The 21,497-nt window shown below is 58.3% G+C and carries 17 protein-coding genes; 5 read left to right on the top strand and 12 right to left on the bottom strand.

Features of this window, described 5'->3' with window-relative positions; genetic code table 11:
• Positions 1–68 precede the first annotated feature (68 nt).
• From recA to mltB, 6 genes are all read right to left on the bottom strand, one after another.
• Positions 69–1,127, bottom strand: coding sequence for a recombinase RecA (gene recA / locus M989_RS05680; RefSeq protein ID WP_064543209.1), 1,059 nt, complete (start codon positions 1,125–1,127; stop codon positions 69–71).
• Positions 1,128–1,207: 80 nt separating this feature from the next.
• The gene (gene pncC, locus M989_RS05675) at positions 1,208–1,705 is read right to left on the bottom strand and encodes a nicotinamide-nucleotide amidase (RefSeq protein WP_064543208.1); all 498 of its coding nucleotides are present in this window, start codon (positions 1,703–1,705) and stop codon (positions 1,208–1,210) included.
• Between the two features lie 139 nt (positions 1,706–1,844).
• On the bottom strand, positions 1,845–2,723 hold the full coding sequence (locus tag M989_RS05670) for a metal ABC transporter substrate-binding protein (protein WP_064543207.1): 879 nt from the start codon (positions 2,721–2,723) through the stop codon (positions 1,845–1,847).
• Positions 2,720–3,595, bottom strand: a complete 876-nt coding sequence (locus M989_RS05665; protein ID WP_064543206.1) for a metal ABC transporter permease — start codon at positions 3,593–3,595, stop codon at positions 2,720–2,722. Before M989_RS05665 ends, M989_RS05670 begins: the two co-directional genes overlap by 4 nt.
• Positions 3,592–4,302, bottom strand: a complete 711-nt coding sequence (locus M989_RS05660; RefSeq protein ID WP_167351046.1) for a metal ABC transporter ATP-binding protein — start codon at positions 4,300–4,302, stop codon at positions 3,592–3,594. Before M989_RS05660 ends, M989_RS05665 begins: the two co-directional genes overlap by 4 nt.
• A 194-nt stretch (positions 4,303–4,496) precedes the next feature.
• Positions 4,497–5,567: a lytic murein transglycosylase B gene (mltB, locus tag M989_RS05655; protein ID WP_064543202.1), complete on the bottom strand. Its 1,071-nt coding sequence runs from the start codon at positions 5,565–5,567 to the stop codon at positions 4,497–4,499.
• 203 nt (positions 5,568–5,770) lie between these two features.
• Between mltB and gutQ the strand changes: the two genes are divergently transcribed.
• Positions 5,771–6,736: an arabinose-5-phosphate isomerase GutQ gene (gene gutQ, locus M989_RS05650; protein ID WP_064543201.1), complete on the top strand. Its 966-nt coding sequence runs from the start codon at positions 5,771–5,773 to the stop codon at positions 6,734–6,736.
• Here gutQ and norR read toward each other — a convergent pair.
• A complete protein-coding gene (gene norR / locus M989_RS05645; protein ID WP_064543199.1) occupies positions 6,733–8,250 on the bottom strand; it encodes a nitric oxide reductase transcriptional regulator NorR in 1,518 nt (505 codons plus the stop codon). The two genes, gutQ and norR, sit on opposite strands and share 4 nt — an antisense overlap.
• A gap of 188 nt (positions 8,251–8,438) precedes the next feature.
• Here norR and norV point away from each other — a divergent pair, with 188 nt between their 5' ends.
• Positions 8,439–9,887, top strand: a complete 1,449-nt coding sequence (norV, locus tag M989_RS05640) for an anaerobic nitric oxide reductase flavorubredoxin (protein ID WP_064543198.1) — start codon at positions 8,439–8,441, stop codon at positions 9,885–9,887.
• Positions 9,884–11,017: an NADH:flavorubredoxin reductase NorW gene (gene norW, locus M989_RS05635; protein WP_064543194.1), complete on the top strand. Its 1,134-nt coding sequence runs from the start codon at positions 9,884–9,886 to the stop codon at positions 11,015–11,017. The genes norV and norW overlap by 4 nt, the downstream gene beginning before the upstream one ends.
• A 150-nt stretch (positions 11,018–11,167) precedes the next feature.
• Here the strand turns inward: norW and M989_RS05630 are convergent, their stop codons facing one another.
• The 5 genes from M989_RS05630 to M989_RS05610 all read right to left on the bottom strand — a co-directional run bounded on the left by M989_RS05630 (position 11,168) and on the right by M989_RS05610 (position 18,317).
• Complete coding sequence (locus M989_RS05630; RefSeq protein ID WP_064543190.1) at positions 11,168–12,184, bottom strand: HoxN/HupN/NixA family nickel/cobalt transporter; 1,017 nt, start codon at positions 12,182–12,184, stop codon at positions 11,168–11,170.
• Between the two features lie 11 nt (positions 12,185–12,195).
• Positions 12,196–14,421: a carbamoyltransferase HypF gene (gene hypF / locus M989_RS05625; protein ID WP_064543188.1), complete on the bottom strand. Its 2,226-nt coding sequence runs from the start codon at positions 14,419–14,421 to the stop codon at positions 12,196–12,198.
• A gap of 5 nt (positions 14,422–14,426) precedes the next feature.
• Positions 14,427–16,577, bottom strand: a complete 2,151-nt coding sequence (gene fdhF / locus M989_RS05620; protein ID WP_064543186.1) for a formate dehydrogenase subunit alpha — start codon at positions 16,575–16,577, stop codon at positions 14,427–14,429.
• A 36-nt stretch (positions 16,578–16,613) separates the two neighbouring features.
• The gene (gene hydN / locus M989_RS05615; protein ID WP_064543184.1) at positions 16,614–17,159 is read right to left on the bottom strand and encodes an electron transport protein HydN; all 546 of its coding nucleotides are present in this window, start codon (positions 17,157–17,159) and stop codon (positions 16,614–16,616) included.
• A gap of 144 nt (positions 17,160–17,303) precedes the next feature.
• Complete coding sequence (locus M989_RS05610) at positions 17,304–18,317, bottom strand: LacI family DNA-binding transcriptional regulator (protein WP_064543183.1); 1,014 nt, start codon at positions 18,315–18,317, stop codon at positions 17,304–17,306.
• 262 nt (positions 18,318–18,579) lie between these two features.
• Here M989_RS05610 and ascF point away from each other — a divergent pair, with 262 nt between their 5' ends.
• Positions 18,580–20,037 (top strand): PTS cellobiose/arbutin/salicin transporter subunit IIBC, encoded by a 1,458-nt coding sequence (ascF, locus tag M989_RS05605; protein ID WP_064543181.1) that lies wholly within the window; start codon positions 18,580–18,582, stop codon positions 20,035–20,037.
• Positions 20,038–20,057: 20 nt separating this feature from the next.
• A complete protein-coding gene (locus M989_RS05600; protein ID WP_064543179.1) occupies positions 20,058–21,482 on the top strand; it encodes a 6-phospho-beta-glucosidase in 1,425 nt (474 codons plus the stop codon).
• Positions 21,483–21,497 lie beyond the last annotated feature (15 nt).

Below are 21,497 nucleotides of genomic sequence, written 5' to 3'. Positions count from 1 at the left end.
GTTATCCTGCCATTGTGATAAATGCAAAAGGGCTGCATAAGCAGCCCGTCGTGTCGATTCCGAGGTTATCAGAAGTCTTCGTTGGTTTCTTCAACGCTGTTGTTATCAACAACGAAGTCAGGTTTATCGTCCTGGTTATTGAGCAGCAGTTCGCGCACTTTCTTCTCAATTTCTTTTGCCGCGGCCGGGTTCTCTTTCAGCCAGGAGATAGCATTCGCTTTACCCTGACCAATTTTGTCGCCGTTGTAGCTGTACCAGGCACCCGCTTTCTCAATCAGCTTCTCTTTCACGCCGAGGTCAACCAGTTCACCGTAGAAGTTGATGCCTTCACCGTAGAGGATCTGGAATTCAGCCTGTTTGAACGGTGCCGCGATTTTGTTTTTCACGACCTTCACGCGGGTTTCGCTACCCACCACGTTATCGCCTTCTTTCACCGCGCCGATACGACGGATATCCAGACGAACGGAGGCGTAGAATTTCAGCGCGTTACCGCCGGTAGTGGTTTCCGGGTTACCGAACATCACGCCAATTTTCATACGGATCTGGTTGATGAAGATCAGCAGCGTATTGGACTGCTTCAGGTTACCCGCCAGCTTACGCATCGCCTGGCTCATCATACGCGCCGCCAGGCCCATGTGAGAGTCGCCGATTTCACCTTCAATTTCCGCTTTCGGCGTCAGCGCCGCGACGGAGTCGACCACGATAACGTCTACCGCACCGGAACGCGCCAGCGCGTCACAGATTTCCAGCGCCTGCTCACCGGTGTCCGGCTGAGAACACAGCAGGTTGTCGATATCGACGCCCAGCTTACGTGCATAAACCGGATCCAGCGCGTGTTCGGCGTCGATGAACGCACAGGTTTTACCTTCGCGCTGCGCTGCGGCGATAACCTGCAGCGTCAGCGTTGTTTTACCGGAGGATTCTGGCCCGTAGATTTCGACGATACGACCCATTGGCAGGCCGCCAGCGCCCAGCGCAATATCCAGAGAAAGCGAACCGGTAGAAATGGTTTCCACATCCATGGTGCGATCTTCACCCAGACGCATGATGGAGCCTTTACCGAATTGCTTTTCGATCTGGCCCAGCGCTGCCGCCAACGCTTTCTGTTTGTTTTCGTCGATAGCCATTATTACTCCTGTCATACCGGGTGTTACCGGATAGTGAATTCTGTTCTGTTGAAGCAATTATACTGTATAGTCATACAGTATCAAGTATTTTGTAGAAATTGTTGCCAGAGGAGTTTTAGCGCGTAAGCCGTCGCCTGACGACGCACCGATTCACGGTCGCCAGAGAAGCATTCACGCTGGGTCACGCCCTGCCCGTTGGCGCTGGCAACGCCAAACCAGACGGTGCCCACCGGCTTTTCCGCACTGCCGCCGTCAGGCCCGGCGATGCCGCTGACCGAGACCGCGAAGTCGGCCCGCGCCGCGCGCAGTGCGCCAATCGCCATTTCGACCACGACCGGTTCGCTAACCGCGCCGTGCTGCTCCAGGGTCACTTCACGTACGCCGATCATCTGCGATTTTGCTTCGTTGCTGTAGGTGACAAAACCGCGCTCAAACCACGCGGAGCTGCCCGCCACATCGGTGATCGTTTTCGCAATCCAGCCGCCGGTGCAGGACTCTGCGGTGGTCATGGTCGCGCCGCGCGCCTTCAGCGCCAGGCCTACCTGCTCGCTTAGCTGCAGTAATTCTGAATCTGTCATTGTCGCTCCGCATAAGCCCGATAAAGAGGCCATCAAAGATAGCACTTTCAGCAGAGATGTGGGGACGGGATGGCGATTTTACGAGGGGGGTTCCGAAATTGTATCGCCCCGGCTAAACCAGGGCGAAAAAGAGCAAGGCTCAGCGCATGCTGTCCGCAATCAGCTTCACGTTATGACGCAGCATTTTCACATAGCTGTCGGCCACGCCGCCGGGCGCAGACAGCGCTTCGGGGTAGAGCTCACCGCCAGGCTGAGAACCGGTAGCGGTAGCAATCTGCTTCACCAATCGCGGGTCGAGCTGATTTTCCATAAACCAGGTGTGCACACCGTCGGCCTTAATCTGCTTAATCAGCGCAGCCACCTGCGCCGCGCTGGCTTCGCTTTCCGACGACAGCCCCTGCGGCGCCAGGAAGGTAACGCCGTAGGCGCGGGAGAAGTAGCCAAAAGCATCGTGGCTGGTCAGGACTTTTCGCTTCGCCTGCGGGATACCGTCGAACTGACTTTTCGCCCAATGATCAATGTCGTTTAACTGGGCGATATAGCGTTCACCAGAGGCCTTCAGCGCCGCGCTATCCTCCGGATCGGCCTTAATCAACCCGTTCATAACATTTTTCGCATACAGCGCGCCGTTGGCTGCGCTGTTCCAGGCGTGGGGGTCGGTCACGGTTTTCCCGTCTTCATCCAGCGTATGCGTCTTGACGCCGGTAGAAGCCACCACCAGCTCGCCTTTGAAACCGGAGGCTTTAATCAGCCGATCAATCCACCCTTCCAGCCCCAGTCCGTTAACCACCACCACATCAGCCTTGCTGAGCAGCGCGCTGTCCTTCGGCGACGGCTCAAAGGTGTGCGGGTCACCGTCCGGGCCAACCAGCGTGTCAACATGTACGTGTTCACCGCCCACCTGCTGCACCATATCGCCCAATACAGAAAAGCTGCTGACCACATTGAGCGTTTTCGCCATCGCCCCCTGCGCCGATAGCCCCAATGCCAGCGCCAGAATCACCCCAATACGTTTCATGCTTTCCCCTCTCTTGTGAGTTTTTGCCAGCTGACGGCCAGCCGGCTTCGCTTGCCAAAAAACACCGAGACCAAAAAGACGCCGCTGGCGGTCAGAACGATCGACGGTCCGGCGGGCAAATTGGCGGCCCACGACAGGCTCAACCCCATCCACGCGCAGACGCTGCCCATCAGCGCCGCCAGCAGTAAAATTCCCGGCAGGGTCTTCGCCCAGCAACGTGCCGCTACGGCGGGCAACATTATGACGCCCACCGCCATCAACGTACCGAGCACCTGAAAACCCGCCACCAGGTTAAGCACCAGTAAGGCCAGAAACAGGCCGTGCAGCAGAACCGGCAGCCAGCGCGCATTGACCTGTAGCCAGGCTCTGTCGAAGGCTTCACTCACCAGCCCGCGATAAAAAAGGGCGATGCTGATGAGCGTCAGGCTGGCCACGCCCGCCACAAACAGCGCCGCGTCGTTATCAACGGCCAGAATGGAGCCAAACAGCAGATGCAGCAGGTCGACGTTTGAGCCGCGCAGCGACACCAGCGTGACGCCCAGCGCCAGCGAGCCAAGGTAGAATCCGGCAAAGCTGGCATCCTCCTTCAGCGGCGTACGACGGCTGACCCAACCGGCAATCAGCGCCACCGCAATCCCGGCGATAAAGCCGCCGACAGTCATCGCCAGCAGCGACATGCCGTTCACCAGATAGCCCACCGCCACACCGGGGAGAATGGCGTGCGACAGCGCATCGCCCATTAAGCTCATGCGTCTTAGCAGCAGAAATACGCCGAGAATCGTGGTGCTCAGCGACAGCGCCAGGCACACCACCAGCGCGCGACGCATAAAGCCAAATTCAATAAACGGTTGAAAAAAGGTATGCCAGATCATACGGGCCTCGCGGAGTGAAACGCGGGCAGCACCTCATGAGTCAGCCCCCAGCTCGCGTTCTGCGGCGCCAACAGCAGCGTTTCCGGGAAATAGTCCGCGACCCGCTGGTTGTCGTGCAGCACCGCCAGCACGGTCTGCCCCTGCTGATGCATCTCCTGAATCACCGCCATCAGGTCATGGGTGGTGGCCTCGTCAATGCCGGTAAACGGCTCGTCCAGCATCACCAGCGGCGCGCGCTGAACCAGCACACGGGCGAACAACATGCGTTGAAACTGGCCGCCGGAGAGTGCTTCGATCGGCGTTTTCGCCATCTCCGTCAGCCCCACGCGCGCCAGCGCGGCCTGAATTCGCCGCCGCACGTCATTACGTAGACCGCGCAGTAGCGAAATACGCGGCCACGCCCCCTGACTCACGACATCGAGCACCGTCAGCGGAAACTGCGACTCCAGCGCGTGGCGCTGCGCCAGCCAGCCGATCGTCGGGCGCGTCGGCGACCAGCGCACCACGCCGCTCACCGGCGGAATAAATCCGGCCAGCGTTTTCAATAAGGTGGATTTGCCACAGCCATTCAGGCCGACGATGGCCGTCATGCTGCCTTTGTGAATCACGCCGCTCAGCGAGGGGGTAATCGCCACGCCTTCATAGCCTGCGACCAGGTTGTCCAGTTCAATCATGGCAGCGTGACCGCCCACCAGACCGCCAGCCAAAGCGCAGCCAGCAGCGCGCAGGCCAACAACAGACGCGTCGCGCTGGACGCCATAAAAACAGGAGTCAATATCTTTGCCTTATCACATTATGTTATAACATAACAATAAGGGATGGGTTCTAAGATGTAAACGGCTAGAAATGATGCAAAATGTAACAAGCCCCTCCCCGGACGGAGAGGGGCAAGAAAGGAAGATTACTGACCGCGGGCCTGAGACACCGCCAGCCCCAACTGCCATACGGCCATCGCGTAGTGGGTGCTGTGGTTGTAACGGGTGATGGTGTAGAAATTCGGCAGCCCGTACCAGTACTGATAGCCGGTGCCAATATCCAGGCGCAGCAGGCTGGCCTGCTGATGGTTACCCAGCGGCTGCATCGGGGTTAAGCCTGCCGCCGCCAGCTGCGACACGCTGTACTTGGTCTTGAAGCCGTTTTCCAGCCCCGGCGCCTGGCCCATCGCCTGCACCGCTACCGTGTCGCCCGTCACCCAGCCATGCTGTTTGAAGTAGTTCGCCACGCTACCGATGGCATCTTCCGGATCCCACAGGTTGATGTGGCCATCGCCGTTAAAGTCCACCGCGTACTGACGATAAGACGATGGCATGAACTGCCCATAGCCCATCGCGCCGGCGAACGAGCCTTTCAGATCCAACGGATCGTCTTTTTCATCACGCGCCATCAACAGGAAGGTTTCCAGTTCGCCGGAGAAGTATTCGGCGCGACGCGGATAGTTGAAGGAGAGCGTCGCCAGGGCATCGAGAATGCGGGTTTTCCCCATCACGCGGCCCCAGCGGGTTTCCACGCCGATAATCCCCACAATGATTTCCGGCGGTACACCGTAAACCTGCTGCGCGCGCTGTAGCGCCCCCTGATACTGGTTCCAGAAGGCCACGCCGTTCTGCACGTTATCCGGGGTAATAAATTGTTTGCGATAGCGCAGCCACGCACCGTTCGGGCCGGTTGGCGGCAGGCCGGTCGGAGCCTGTCTGTCCATCAGGCGCAGCACGTAGTCCAGACGCTTGGCCTGCGAGAGAATTTCGTGCAGTTGCTGACGGTCAAATCCGTGCTTGCTCACCATCTTGTCGATGAACTGTTCTGCCGCCGGGTTATTGGCAAAATCACCGGTCGGGATCAACGCATTATGCTGGGGTTCAAGAAGAAAACCGCCGGAGGTGGTTGCCGGTGATTCAGCCGTTTTCGGCTTACTGCTACAGGCAGCGAGCAGGACACACAGGGGGAGTAAAGCCAGAACGCAACGCTTCAACATGGGACTTCCGTTTAACAATATCAGCAAGAGTTAAATATGGTAAAGCATCCGCCTCGCTGCAAGGAAGCGCCTTCTGGTCCGGTGGGAAAAAAAATCTCCGACTCCGAACAATCATGATGCAATCGATGATCTCAATGGGCGTAATGTTTTATCATCGCCGCGCAAAACTGGACCGTGTGACGCGCTAATTATCGGAGAAAGTCATGAGTGATTTTTTGTTAGACGCCGGGCGTAAGGCCCTGTTACTGGAATTACAGGAAGCCAGCCGCCTCCCAGACCGTCTTGACGAGACCTTTGTTCAGGCCGCCAAAGCCATTCTCGACTGCAAAGGCAAACTGATCGTATCCGGGATGGGCAAATCCGGCCATATCGGTAAAAAGCTGGCCGCCACCTTTGCCAGTACCGGCACTCCCGCCTTCTTTGTCCACCCGGCTGAAGCGCTGCACGGCGACCTGGGCATGGTTGAAAGCCGCGACGTGATGCTATTTATCTCCTATTCCGGCAGCGCCAAAGAGCTGGATTACCTCATCCCTCGTCTGCAGGAGAAATCGGTCGTGCTGCTGGCGATGACCGGCAAAGCGAATTCGCCGCTGGCGCTGGCAGCCGACGCGGTGCTGGATATCTCCGTTGAACGCGAAGCCTGCCCGATGCACCTGGCCCCCACCTCCAGCACCGTCAACACGCTGATGATGGGCGACGCGCTGGCCATCGCCGTTATGCAGGCGCGTGGCTTTAATGAAGAAGATTTTGCCCGTTCGCATCCGGCCGGGGCGCTCGGCGCGCGTCTGCTCAACCGCGTGCATCACCTGATGCGTAAAGACGCGGATATTCCACAGGTCAACGTGCACGCCAGCGTGATGGACGCCATGCTTGAGCTGAGCCGCACCGGGATGGGAATGGTGGCGGTTTGTGACGATGTGCTGCAGGTGCATGGCGTGTTTACCGACGGCGACCTGCGCCGCTGGCTGGTGAGCGGCGGATCGCTGGCCGACAGCGTCAACGAAGCAATGACCAAAGGCGGCGTGACGATTCACGACAAAGCGCGCGCCGTCGACGCCAAAGAGAAGCTGATGAAGCTGAAAATCAGCGCCGCGCCGGTGGTGGATGAAAATCACCGTCTGGTCGGCGCGATTAACCTGCAAAACTTCTACCAGGCCGGGATTCTCTAATCCTTGAGGCCCAGACGTTTCGCCAGCCGATGCAGGTTGGCGACGTCTGTTTCCAGCGCTCGCGCGCTCGCCGCCCAGTTGTGCTGGTTCGCATCCAGCGCCTGGCGAATCATCTGCCGCTGAAAATCTTCCGTCGCGTCGCGTAAATTATGCACCGCCGCCGCGACTGACCGCTCCTCTACTGCCGCCGCTGGCGCCCCTTCCTGAAAGGCAAAATGCTGCGCCTCCAGCACCACTTCACCACTGCTGCGGGCCGCCCGCGCCAGCACCACCGCGCGGTGAACCGCATGTTCCAGCTCACGCACATTGCCTGGCCAGCCGTAGCTTTGCAGGTGCGCGCGTGCGCCGCTGCTCAGCACTACGCGGGACAGGCCTAATCGCAGCCGACACTGCTCGCAAAAATAGCCCGCCAGCAGCACTACGTCATCACCCCGCTCGCGCAGCGGTGGCACCGAGAGCGGGAATACGCTCAGACGATGGAACAGGTCGGCGCGGAAGTTGCCCGCCAGCACCTCTTCGCGCAGGTCGCGGTTGGTCGCTGCCAGCACGCGTACGTCGACCCGCAGGCTGCGATCGTCGCCGACGCGCTGAATATCGCCGTATTGCAGCACGCGCAACAGCTTGGCCTGAAGCGCCAGCGACAGTTCGCCAATTTCATCTAAAAACAGCGTGCCGTTATCGGCCATCTCAAACTTGCCGCTGCGGTGACTAATGGCCCCGGTAAACGCCCCCTTCACGTGGCCGAACAGCTCGCTTTCGGCCACGCTTTCCGGCAGCGCGGCGCAGTTCAGGTAAACCAACGGGCTCACCGCGCGCGGCGAACCTTCATGAATCGCCTTCGCCACCAGCTCTTTTCCGGTACCCGTTTCGCCGCTAATCAGCACGTTGAGGTCAGAGGCGGCGACAATCTCAATCTCTTTTTTCAACTGCATCATGCCCGGCGACAGGCCGATCATCTGCGTCTCTTTAACCTGTTCAAAATCGCTCACCGAGCCGGGCAACATGTTCTGACTTTCAAGCTGCTCAATGAGCAGCGCGTTGTTAAGCGCCCCGGCAGCCAGTGCGGCAATCAGCCGCAGTTCTTCATCGCTGAATACGTCGAACTGATCCGGCGACATACCGTCGAGGGTCAGCGCGCCAATCAGATTCTGCCCGGCAAACAGCGGCAGGCCGATGCAGGCGTGCACTTTCAGGCTCTCCTGGCCGGGGATCAGGCCATCGTAGGGATCCGGCAAATCGCTGTCAGCAGGGAAGCGCACCACGTCGCCCGCGCGGGCGATAGCCTCCAGCCGCGGGTGCCCTTCCAGCGTAAAACGGCGGCCCAGTACATCTTTCGCCAGGCCGTCGATCGCCAGCGGAATAAACTGCCGCGCCTCGTAGCGCAGCAACGCCGAAGCATCGCACTCCAGCACCTGGCGCAGCGTGGTAATCAGCCGCTGGAAGCGGTCCTGATGGCCGACGCCGCGCTGGAGTTCAATGGCGATGCCCGCCAGTACGTCAACAGAAAAGCTCATGGCAACCTCAAATAGTCATTTCGACAATGCATGATGTCATATTGACAATTTTATGTATAGTCATTTTGACTAACAAGAAAGGAGAAAAAACAAAATAAACCAATAAAATCAATTAATTAAAAAGTTGGCATGCAACCTGCAATAAGCAATACATCTTTTTTGAAAACGCTGAATTAATTGAGGTTGCTATGTCTATTCTGGTTAAAAATAACATTCATTGGGTTGGCCAACGTGACTGGGAAGTACGTGATTTCCACGGGACTGAATACAAAACCCTGCGCGGCAGCAGCTACAACAGCTACCTGATTCGCGAAGGCAAAAACGTTCTGATTGATACCGTTGACCATAAATTCAGTCGTGAATTCGTCCAGAACCTGCGCAGCGAAATCGACCTTGCCGATATCGACTACATCATCATTAACCACGCGGAAGAAGACCATGCGGGCGCGCTGACCGAATTGATGACTCAGATTCCCGATACGCCAATTTACTGCACTGCCAACGCGATTGATTCCATCACCGGTCACCACCATCATCCGGAGTGGAACTTCAACGTGGTGAAAACCGGTGATTCTCTGGACATCGGCAACGGCAAACAGCTGATCTTTGTTGAAACGCCGATGCTGCACTGGCCTGACAGCATGATGACCTACATGACCGGCGATGCGGTACTGTTCAGTAACGACGCCTTCGGCCAGCACTACTGCGACGAACGCCTGTTCAACGACGAAGTTGACCAGACCGAACTGTTCGAACAATGCCAACGCTACTACGCCAACATTCTGACCCCGTTCAGCCGTCTGGTGACGCCGAAAATTACCGAAATCCTCGGCTTCAACCTGCCGGTGGATATGATTGCTACCTCCCACGGTGTGGTGTGGCGCGATAACCCGACGCAAATCGTTGAGCTGTACCTGAAATGGGCGGCGGATTATCAGGAAGATCGTATCACTATCTTCTACGACACCATGTCCAACAACACCCGCATGATGGCGGACGCCATTGCCCAGGGCATTAACGAAGTTGACCCGAACGTGGCGGTAAAAATCTTTAACGTCGCCCGCAGCGATAAAAACGAAATCCTGACCAACGTCTTCCGTTCCAAAGGCGTGCTGGTCGGCACCTCGACCATGAACAACGTGATGATGCCGAAAATCGCCGGGCTGGTGGAAGAGATGACCGGCCTGCGCTTTCGCAACAAACGCGCCAGCGCCTTCGGTTCTCACGGCTGGAGCGGCGGTGCGGTTGATCGCCTGTCTACCCGCTTGCAGGATGCCGGTTTCGAAATGTCACTGAGCCTGAAAGCCAAATGGCGTCCGGATCTGGATGCACTGGAACTGTGCCGTCAGCATGGTCGTGAAATTGCCCGTCAGTGGGCGCTGGCACCGCTGCCGGAAATGAACACCGCGTCAGCCACAGCAAAAGAAGATTGCGCCTGTGCCGCCGCGGCAGCAGCCGACCTCGGCCCAAGCATGCAGTGCAGCGTGTGCCAGTGGATTTACGACCCAGCCAAAGGCGAACCTAACCAGGACGTCCAGCCGGGTACCCCGTGGACCGACGTGCCGGATAACTTCCTGTGCCCGGAATGCTCGTTAGGTAAAGACGTCTTCGACGTACTGGCAACGGAGGCAAAATGAATCATGGCATTGTGATCGTTGGGTCGGGCTTCGCGGCCCGCCAACTGGTGAAAAACATCCGTAAACAGGATGCGAGCGTCAAGCTGACGCTCATCGCCGCCGACAGCATCGATGAATACAACAAACCGGACTTAAGCCACGTAGTGAGCCGGGGGCAAACCGCCGCCGACCTCACCCTGCAAACCGCCGGCGAGTTTGCCGAACAGTACAACCTGAACCTGTTCCCGCAAACCTGGGTAACCCACATCGACGCTGAGGCGCACGTGGTCAAAAGTCAGAACCATGAATGGCGGTACGACAAACTGGTCCTGGCCACCGGCGCGGCGGCAATCGTTCCGCCTGTGCCGGGCAAAGAATTGATGTTGACCCTCAACAGCCAGCAGGAATTTGGCGCGGCACAAAGTACGCTGCGCGATGCCAAACGGGTGCTGATTATCGGCGGCGGGCTGATCGGCAGCGAGCTGGCGATGGACTTCTGCCGCGCCGGCAAAGCCGTCACCGTAGTCGACAATTCCGCCAGCGTACTGGCATCGCTGATGCCGCCGGAAGTGAGTAGTCGCCTGCAGCATCGTCTGACCGACATGGGCATTCACCTACTGCTGAAAACGCAGCTCCAATCGCTGGAGCAAACCGCCACCGGCATTCGCGCGAGTTTTGACCGCGACCGCCACGTTGAGGTTGATGCGGTAGTGGCCGCCACCGGCCTGCGTCCGGAAACGGCGCTGGCACGCATGGCAGGTCTTGAGATTAATCGCGGCGTGAAGGTCGATAGCACCCTGCGCACCAGCAACCCGGATATTTACGCGCTGGGCGACTGTGCGGAAATTAACGGTACGGTGATGCCGTTCCTGCAGCCGATTCTGCTCAGCGCCATGTGCCTGGCGAAAAACATCCTCGGCCAGCCCGGCGAGCTGAAACTGCCGAATATGCTGGTGAAAGTGAAAACACCGGATCTGCCGCTGCATCTGGCCGGAGAAACCCGTCGTCAGGATCTGAACTGGACCATTGAAACGCGCGCCGACGGCATGCTGGCGCAGGGCTACGACGAAAGCCAGCAGTTACGGGCGTTCGTGGTCAGCGAGGAAAGAATGAAAGAAGCATTTAGTTTGTTGAAGTCGCTCGCCAGTTAAGCAGTCAGCGCTCTGTCCACTGTTTTACTTAACCCTCAAGCACATGGAAGTACTGAAGTCTGATTTTGCCCCGGTGCCCCGGGGCTTTTTTTGTTTTTGCATTTGCTGCTTCCCCGGCGGCGCTGCGCTTGGCCGGGAACGGCTCAAATCTTACCGCACCACCAGCGCGTCATAATTGCGCCAGCGGTAGTTCACCATCGACACCAGCCAGCACAGCGCAAACAGACCAATCACCACAAAGCCCGCGTTGCCGAGGTTATCGCTCAGCATCGACACGCCGCTCCAGATGCCGCCCGTCAGGTCAAATTTATCGATAATCAGCCCCAACGCTTCCAGGCCACCGATAAACAGCGCGACGACCACGGAAGCTCCGGTAATGGTCATGTTGTAATACAGTTTGCGCTGCGGCTTGTTGAAGGCCCAGCCGTAGGCGCCGACCATCAGGATGTTATCCAGCGTATCCACCAGCGCCATGCCGCTCGCGAACAGCGCCGGGAAGACCATAATCGACCACATCGACATGCCGCTGGAAGCGCTGGCGGCAGAGATGCCCAGCACACCGATTTCGGTCGCCGTATCAAAGCCAAGGCCGAACAGGAAGCCGACCAGATACATATGCCAGCTTTTGCCGATCAGGCGGAAGGTACGGCTGAACAGCGCATTCATCAGCCCACCGGTCACCGGGACGTCAGCAGAAACCGACTCCCCTTTTTTCAGCGCCTGGAAGCTGCGCCATACGCCACGTAAGATAACCAGGTTGACCAGCGCCATCGCCAGCAGGAACACGGCAGAAACCGTGGTGCCGATAATGCTACCGGTATCGTGGAACCAGCTCATTTTATGCTGGAAAGCGGTTGCCGTGGCGGCAATCGCCACCGACGCCAGCACCACGATGGAAGAGTGGCCGAGTGAGAACCAGGCTCCCACGCCAAACGGGCGCTTGCCCTGCTGCATCATTTTACGGGTGACGTTATCAATCGCCGCGATATGGTCAGCGTCCACCGCGTGGCGCAGGCCATAGCCCCACGCCAGCAGGCTGGCGGCCATCAGCGCGCCGTTATGGCCAAAGGCCTGCCACGCCCAGCCCCAGGCCAGTAGGTTCGCCAATACCAAAGCCAGCACCAGCAGCGATGCCCGCGGCTGTTGACGAAGAACATTCCACAACATGAATAACTCCTTTAAAGCTGATGACGAGCTGCCGCAATGACGGCCTGCCCGTATGAAATCGCCCCATCACCCGCGGGTAAGCGCTTCGGAAAGAGCAAAGTGAAATCGTGTAAATAGTGCATTAACCGCGCACGCAGCAGCGCGTTGTGCAGCACGCCGCCGCCAAACGCTAGCGTGGAAATATTTGCCGGGCTGGCGTGAGAACGCAGCAATTCGGCCACGCCACGCGCCAGCGCATCGTGGAACGCCCACGCTTTATGCGCGGGCGTCGCCTGCCAGCGCAGCCATGTGTCCCAGAAGCGCATGAGATCGAGCTGACTCTCGCGTACCGGCATGATCACCGGATGGCTCACGCCGGAGCAGGTGGCGGCCAGCGCCTCCAGCCGACACGCCGCCTCACCTTCATAACTCAATGTCTGCGGCGCGCAGCCCAGCGCGCTGGCTACCGCATCAAACAGGCGGCCGCAGGAGGAGGTCTGTGGGCTGTTCAAGCCCCGCGCGATCGCCTGTTTCAGCAGCGGCCAGTTTTGTTGTTGCAGCGGTTGGGTTTCAGCGAAGGTCTGCCAGGCGGGAACAAACGCCAGGCAGTGGGCCAGCAAGTTGCGCCACGGCTGCTTCGCCGCCAGGTCACCGCCCGGCAGCGCCACCGGCGGCAGGCCGCCAAGATGCTCGCATTCCCGGTAGTTAACGCGCAGACACTCACCGCCCCACAGCGCGCCGTTCTCGCCCATTCCGATACCGTCCAGCGCCATCGCAATGACATCGCCGCCGTCGAGCGGCCAATCGTGCTCGGCCAGACAGGCGGCAATATGTGCATGGTGGTGCAGCACGCGTTGCTGCGGCAGCGCGCTCGTTTGTGCCCACAGCGAGGAACGATAGCCAGGGTGCGCATCGGCAACGACGGCCTGCGGGGTAAAATCGTATATCACCTGCATTAATCCCAGCGCCTGCTGCCACTGGCTTTCGACACCATCGTCGGTCAGATCGCCAAAGTGCTGGCTGACAACCGCCTGGTCACCACGGACCAGGCAGAAGGTGTTTTTCATATCAGCGCCAAGACATAACATGGGCGGCACGTGATGAAAGCCCGGCGGCAGCGGCAGCGCATCCGGCACAAAACCGCGCGAACGGCGCAGCATTTCACCGCTCTGGCGCACCACCGAATCGTCCATGCGCTGGACGATATCGCGGTTATGCAGCAGGAATCCGTCGGCGATATTGGCGAGATCCGCCAGCGCCTGATCATTGCTGAGGGCGGGCGGTTTGCCGCTAAGATTGCCGGAGGTCATTACCAGCGGGCGACCCAGCGCCTGCATCAGCAAATGCTGGAGCGGGTTGGCGGGCAGCATCACGCCCACCTCGGCCAGCTCCGGCGCGATGAGGTCACAAAGCCCCGCTACACGCGCTTTATCCACCAGCACAATCGGCGCGGCGGGCGTGTTCAACAGCGATCTTGCGTCGATTGGCAGCGCGTCGCTATTCGGCAGCATCACCGCCAGCGGTTTCGCCGGGCGATGCTTACGGGCACGCAGCCGTTCAACAGCCCGTTCGTTGCTGGCGTCGCAGGCCAGATGAAAACCACCAATCCCTTTCACGGCGACGATACCGCCAGCATTCAGCAGCGCGACGGCGGCCTGAAGCGCCTCTTCTTTCTGTGCACGCTGGCTGCCGCTAAGCCACGTCAGCCACGGGCCGCACTCGGCGCAGGCCACCGGCTGGGCATGAAAGCGTCGGTCATACGGGTTGCGGTACTCCGCCTCGCACTGCGGGCAAAGCGGGAATGCCGCCATCACGGTGAAAGGCCGGTCATACGGCATGGCGTTAATAATGGTAAAACGTGGCCCGCAGTGGGTGCAGTTGATAAACGGGTAGCGGTAGCGCCGCTCCTGCGGGTCGTTCATTTCCGCCAGACAGGCTGGGCAGGTCGCCGCATCGGGAACAATTTGCGTGCTCATCGCCCCGCTACCGCTCTGGCGGATCGTAAAGTCGGTTGGGATGGTCGGCCAGTCAAACGGCTCAACCTGGGTACTGTCGATGCGTGCAAGCGGCGGGCAGTACTGGTACAGCGCGGCGATGAAGTCCGCTTCATCGCCGTACAGGCGCAATAGTACCCCGGCACTGTCATTACAGACATCGCCCAGACAGCCGCGCTGCTGCGCCAGCTGCCAGACGAAGGGGCGGAAACCTACCCCCTGTACCTTTCCGCAGATGCGGATCTGCACGCCGTTTGCACTCATCGTGATTACCCGTGTACCGCCGCTTTCAGACGCATTTTCATCGACTGATAGCTTTGTAGCGCATGCTCTTCGGCCCAGAGCTGATCCACAATCGCCTCCACTTTCACCGCGCAATACTTGGTTTCCGGTGTTTTGGAGATAGGATCGAGGTTGTCCTGAGTCAGTTCATTGCAGGCCCCTACCCACCATTGATAGGTCATGTAGACGCAGCCCGCGTTGATACGTTCGCTGACGCTAGCACGGCTAATGACCTTACCGCGGCGGGAGGAAACCCACACCAGTTGTTTATCTTTGATGTTCAGCCGTTCGGCGTCCTGCGGGTTGATTTGCACAAATCCCGGTTCATCGGCCAGCGATTGCAGCGCGGCACAGTTACCGGTCATCGAGCGGCAGGAGTAGTGGCCCACCTCACGTACGGTGCACAGTACCAGCGGAAAATCCGCATCCGGGCTTTCCGCCGGGGCGCGCCACGGTGCGGCGAACAGATGGCCTTTGCCGTCCGGCGTAGCAAACTGATTACCTTCATACAGGTACGGTGTACCGGGGTGATCCAGCGTCGGGCAAGGCCACTGCACGTGGCCCATGTCACCCATTTTTTCGTAGGTCACGCCGTAGAACAGCGGGCACAGCTCGCGTATTTCGTCCCAGATTTGCTGGTTATCGTCGTAGTGCATCGGATAACCCATTTCGCTGGCGATCAGGCTGATAATCTCCCAGTCGCGCTTAACGTTATACTTCGCGTCGATGGCTTTATCGAAGCGCTGGAAGCCGCGGTCAGCGCAGGTAAAGACGCCGCCATGCTCGCCCCAGGAAGTGGCGGGCAGCAGTACGTCAGCCTGTTCAGCGGTTTTGGTCATGAAAATATCCTGCACCACCACGAAATCGAGCGCTTCGAAGCCTTTGCGCACCAGCCCTAAATCCGCCTCGGTTTGCAGCGGATCTTCACCCATGATGTAGTAGGCTTTAACCTTGCCTTCTATTGCCAGATGCGGCACTTCGGTAATGCGCACGCCGACTTTGTCGTCCATCAGGCTGGCATCAATCCCCCAGGCATTGGCGAATTTTTCACGCACCTGCGGGTCCGTCACGTCCTGATAGCCAGGGAACTGATTTGGCAGCACGCCCATGTCACACGCGCCCTGCACGTTGTTCTGCCCACGCACCGGGCCAACGCCGACGGCTTCACGCCCGAGGTTACCGGTCAGCAGCGCCAGGCTTGCCAGCCCTTTCACTACGTCAACCGCCTGGCCGAACTGGGTGACGCCCATGCCCCACATGATGGTCGCCGACGGCGCCGCCGCATAAGTGCGCATCGCCTGACGAACCTGTGCGGCGGAAATACCGGTCAGTTCTTCCACCGCTTCGGGCGCGTAGTCTTTAACGACTTCACGCATCTCGTCCAGCCCGGTGGCGTAGCGCGCAACATACTCTTTGTCGTACAGCTCTTCTTCCAGCAGCACATGGGCAAAGGCATTCACCAGCGCCATATTGCTACCGTTACGCATTTGTAGATGCTGATCGGCGATGCGCGCGGTTTCAATTTTGCGCGGGTCGCAGACGATAATTTTCGCCCCTTTATCTTTGGCCTTAATCACGCGACGCGCCACGATGGGGTGCGAATCCGCGCAGTTGTAGCCAAAGACCAGCAGGCAACGGGAATTTTCAATATCGCCGATGCTGTTGCTCATCGCGCCGTTACCCAGCACTTCCTGCAACCCGGCAACCGATGGGCCGTGGCAGACGCGGGCGCAGCAATCGACGTTATTGGTGTGCAGCACGCCGCGGGCGAATTTCTGCATCACATAGTTGGTTTCATTACCGGTACCGCGCGATGACCCGGTAGTCATAATGGCGCGCGGTCCGTATTTGGCTTTGATCTCACTCAGCCGTTTCGCGGTGTAGCGAATGGCTTCATCCCAGCTCACGGGGGTGAATTTGCCCCCTTTTTCATAGCGGATCATCGGCTGCGTCAGACGCGGCGTCAGCAGTTGGGTATCGTTCAGAAAATCCCAGCCGTAGTAGCCTTTCAGGCACAGCTCATTCTGGTTGGTTTGCCCATCAGCCGCCTCGGCGCGAATAATTTTACCGTGGTCGACGACCAGCTTCAGTTTGCAACCAGCACCGCAATAAGGGCATACACTCGTGATTTTTTTCATCAGTAACAGACCTGTTAAAAGAGAAATAAAGGATGATTAAAGAGAGATAGACGCGGCGCTTTCCAGCGCTGCGCGACGGCGTTTTTCCGCGCTAAGCTGTTCCAGCTTGTTGCGGTCAACGCAGAACAACGCGTGGGTCGGGCACGCTTCCATACAGGCCGGGCCTTCTTCACGGTGGAAGCAAAGGTCGCACTTGTTGGCTTCCGCTTTTTCCGCACGCACCTTCAGACCTGCGCCGCTGTCGCGCACAACCGGACGCACCACCACTTCCATCGCGCCATAGGGGCAGGCCACCACACAGGTTTTGCAGCCAATGCAGCGCTCCTGCATAACGTGGATAAACCCTTTGTCGCGGACAATCGCGCCGTTCGGGCAGACGTTGGCGCACGGCGCGTCTTCGCACTGGCGGCAGGCGGTGGCGGTAGAAACATCTACGCCCTTAATAACGTGAATACGCGGCAGGAACGACTGTGGCGTCAGCGCGGCGCAGTCCTGATCCTGCTGGTGAGAAACCACGCAGGCGACTTCGCACGTACGACAGCCAATACATTTACTCGCATCAGCGATGATGAAACGGTTCATCAACTTCTCCAGCTATGACAGTGATTGCGCGGGAGAATGCATTATTCGAGCCAACTTTTATTTCATTGATTCATAAGGGGATTTGACAGAGTGTCTGCCGGAACAAGCTGTCATCGTCACTAATGACGATGACAGCTGACGACATTAACGATGTGGGCCGGCGACGATGGATTCGCGCTCGATCAATTCGCCGGGAAAGGTTTGTTGATATTTAAAATCGCCGCCGTCGAGCATGAAAATAAGGCGATGAATCGTCTCTTTAATCATTTCCGTCACCGGAATACGCACGCTCGAGAGGGACGGAATCATATAAGGTGCTAATGCAATGTCGTCAAAGCCAATCACCGACACCTGCTGCGGCACCGCTATTCCATGAGTATGAAGCCGCTTGATTGCGCCCACCGCCATATCATCGTTACTGGCCACCAGCGCGCTGAATGTCACCTGCCTTTCTCGCAGAATATCGACACCTGCCGCGCCGGTGGCGGGCGTCCATTTTCCTTCTACAATCAGCTCATTACGTAGCGTAATGCCATGTTTAGCCAGCGCATCCTTATAGCCGGAAAGACGCTCAACGCCGGTCGGCGAATCCAGCGAGCCGGTAATAAAAGCAATATCACGATGGCCCAGCGTAATTAATTTTTCCACCGCCTGCTGGCTGGAAGATTTTTGATCGCAATAAACGCAGTGGCTGCTATTTCGGCGCAGGCGGCGGTTAATGACCATCACCGGCTGTTGCTGCTGCTGAATAATATCGTCAATTTCGTCGACGCTTAAAAAACGTGGGTAAATAATAATGCCATCGCAGCGCAGATCGAGCAGATACTGAATCGCCTCACGCTCCTCTTCGGCGCTGTGCTTGCCGTCGGCGAGTACCAGACGACGCCCCTGATCTTCCGTCATACTCGCCGCGTGATACAGCAGTTCGCTAAAGTACACGCCGTGATAAAGGGTGTTTGTCACCACCAGCCCCAGCGTTTGCGTCTTTTTGGTGGCCAGATTACGCGCCAGAAGGTTTGGCCGGTAGCCGCTCTCTTCGATGGCCAAAAACACCCGGTCTTTGGTCTCCTGACTGACATAACCGTTGCCCGATAGCACCCGGGACACGGTGGCTTTCGATACGCCCGCCCGTCGTGCCACCTCTAGCATCGTCGTCATATTCATACCTTTGAGAAATTATCTGCCCGCAGTGTACTGCACCGCCTGGCGATTTTCAGCAATGGCGAAACGGGTGAATCTTTCATCAAGGTTATTTCCTGTGATCGATTTCACGAATCAATCAAAAACAAAATTTAGATCTTGTAGCAACAAAATAAACACATGATGATTATGTGGAACCGGTTTCCTATACAGCGTTTCATCTTTTGAAGCATTCAGACGATGAACCATAAGTACCCTACTGATAAAACAGGATTTTCCGATGGCTAAAAATTATGCGGCTCTGGCGCAATCTGTGGTGAGCGCGCTTGGCGGCGTGGAGAATATCTCCGCCGTCACGCACTGCATGACCCGTCTACGCTTCGTGCTGAAAGATGACACGCTGGTTGATAGCGCGACGCTTAAAGGCATCGGCGGCGTGATGGGCGTGGTACGCACCGACAGCCAGTGCCAGGTGATTATTGGCAACACCGTCTCGCAGGCTTACCGCGAAGTGGTCAACTTGCTGCCGAACGACATGCAGCCAGCGGCCCCGGTCGGGAAACCGAAGCTGACCCTGCGTCGCATTGGTGCCGGGATCCTCGATGCGCTGATCGGCACCATGTCACCGCTGATCCCGGCGATTATCGGCGGATCGATGGTTAAGCTGCTGGCGATGATCCTCGAAATGACCGGCGTGTTGCCAAAAGGCGCACCGACGCTCACCATTCTGACGGTGATCGGTGACGGCGCCTTCTTCTTCCTGCCGCTGATGGTTGCCGCCTCTGCGGCGGTTAAATTCAAAACCAACATGTCGCTGGCGATTGCTATCGCCGGGGTGCTGGTGCACCCGAGCTTTATTGAGCTGATGGCGAAAGCCGCACAGGGCGAGCACGTCGAGTTTGCCTACATTCCGGTGACCGCCGTGAAATACACCTACACGGTGATCCCGGCGCTGGTGATGACCTGGTGCCTCTCCTACATTGAACGCTGGGTTGACAGAATTACGCCCGCCGTCACCAAAAACTTCCTGAAACCCATGCTGATCGTGCTGATCGCCGCGCCGCTGGCGATTCTGTTGATAGGCCCGATTGGGATCTGGATCGGTAGCGCCATCTCCGCGCTGGTGTACACCATTCACGGCTATCTGGGCTGGCTGTCGGTCGCCATTATGGGTGCGCTCTGGCCGCTGCTGGTGATGACCGGGATGCACCGCGTCTTTACCCCAACCATCATTCAAACTATTGCCGAAACCGGTAAAGAAGGCATGGTGATGCCGTCAGAAATCGGCGCCAACCTGTCGCTCGGCGGTTCGTCGCTGGCGGTAGCGTGGAAAACCAAAAACCCGGAACTGCGCCAGACCGCGCTGGCCGCCGCCGCGTCCGCCATTCTGGCCGGCATCTCAGAACCGGCGCTGTACGGGGTCGCCGTACGCCTGAAGCGCCCGCTGATCGCCAGCCTGATCAGCGGCTTTATCTGCGGCGCGGTCGCCGGTATCGCCGGACTGGCCAGCCATTCAATGGCCGCGCCGGGGCTGTTTACCAGCGTGCAGTTCTTCGACCCGGCTAACCCGATGACCATCGTCTGGGTGTTCGGCGTGATGGCGCTGGCGGTGGTGCTGTCGTTCGTGCTGACGCTGATCCTCGGCTTTGAGGACATTCCGGTAGAAGACGCCGCCGCCGAAGCACGCCAACGTCAGGCTAGCGCGCCGGTAAACGCCACAGCCGCACAAATTTCATAAATTTATTAGCGAGGTAACGCATGTCGACATTTCCGCAAGGATTCCTCTGGGGCGGCGCCATTGCCGCTAACCAGGCCGAAGGAGCGTATCTTGAAGGCGGCAAAGGGCTGACCACCGTGGATATGATCCCGCACGGCGTCAACCGCCTGCCGGTCAAACTGGGCCAGGAGAAGCGTTTCACGCTGCGCGATGATGAGTTCTATCCCAGCCACCAGGCGATCGACTTCTATCATCGTTATAAAGAAGATATCGCGCTGATGGCCGAAATGGGCTTCGGCGTATTCCGCACCTCCATCGCCTGGAGCCGTCTGTACCCGAACGGCGACGAACTGACGCCGAATGAGGAAGGTATCGCCTTCTACCGCGATCTGTTCCGCGAATGTAAGAAATACGGTATCGAACCGCTGGTGACGCTGTGCCACTTCGACGTGCCGATGCACCTGGTGACCGAGTACGGCTCGTGGCGTAATCGCAAGATGGTGGAGTTCTTTACCCGCTATGCCCGCACCTGCTTTGAAGCATTCGACGGGCTGGTGAAATACTGGCTGACCTTCAATGAAATCAACATCATGCTGCACAGTCCGTTCTCCGGTGCGGGGCTGGTGTTCGAAGAAGGCGAAAATCAGGATCAGGTGAAGTACCAGGCCGCGCACCACGAGCTGGTGGCCAGCGCGCTGGCCACCAAAATCGCCCATGAGGTCAACCCGCAGAACCAGGTAGGCTGCATGCTGGCAGGCGGCAACTTCTACCCCTACTCCTGCAAGCCGGAAGACGTGTGGGCGGCGCTGGAGAAAGATCGCGAGAACCTGTTCTTTATCGATGTGCAGGCGCGCGGCCGCTACCCGGCCTACTCGGCTCGGGTGTTCCGCGAAAAAGGCGTGACCATCGCCAAAGAGGCCGGAGATGATGAAGCGCTTAAGCATACGGTCGATTTTGTGTCGTTCAGCTACTACGCCTCACGCTGCGCATCGGCAGACATGAACGCGAATAACACCAACGCGACCAACATCGTGAAGTCGCTGAAGAACCCGTACATTGAGGCCAGCGAATGGGGCTGGGGTATCGACCCGCTCGGCCTGCGTATCACCATGAACATGATGTACGACCGCTACCAGAAGCCGCTGTTCCTGGTGGAGAACGGTCTTGGCGCGAAGGACGTCGTCAACGCCGATGGACAGATCGACGACGATTACCGCATCAGCTATTTACGCGAACATATTCGCGCCATGGGCGATGCCATCGAAGACGGCGTGCCGCTGATCGGCTACACCACGTGGGGTTGTATTGACCTGGTGGCGGCGTCGACGGGCGAGATGAGTAAGCGCTACGGATTCGTGTACGTCGACCGCGATGACGCGGGCAACGGGACGCTGGCGCGGGCGCGTAAAAAATCGTTCTGGTGGTATAAGAAGGTGATAGCCAGCAACGGGGAAGATTTAGCGTAACGGCCCCCCTCTCCC

Origin of the sequence: Kluyvera georgiana ATCC 51603 (assembly GCF_001654985.1) — a bacterium.
GTDB classification, from domain to species: domain Bacteria; phylum Pseudomonadota; class Gammaproteobacteria; order Enterobacterales; family Enterobacteriaceae; genus Kluyvera; species Kluyvera georgiana.
This window is presented reverse-complemented; position numbering and strand designations above follow the sequence as displayed.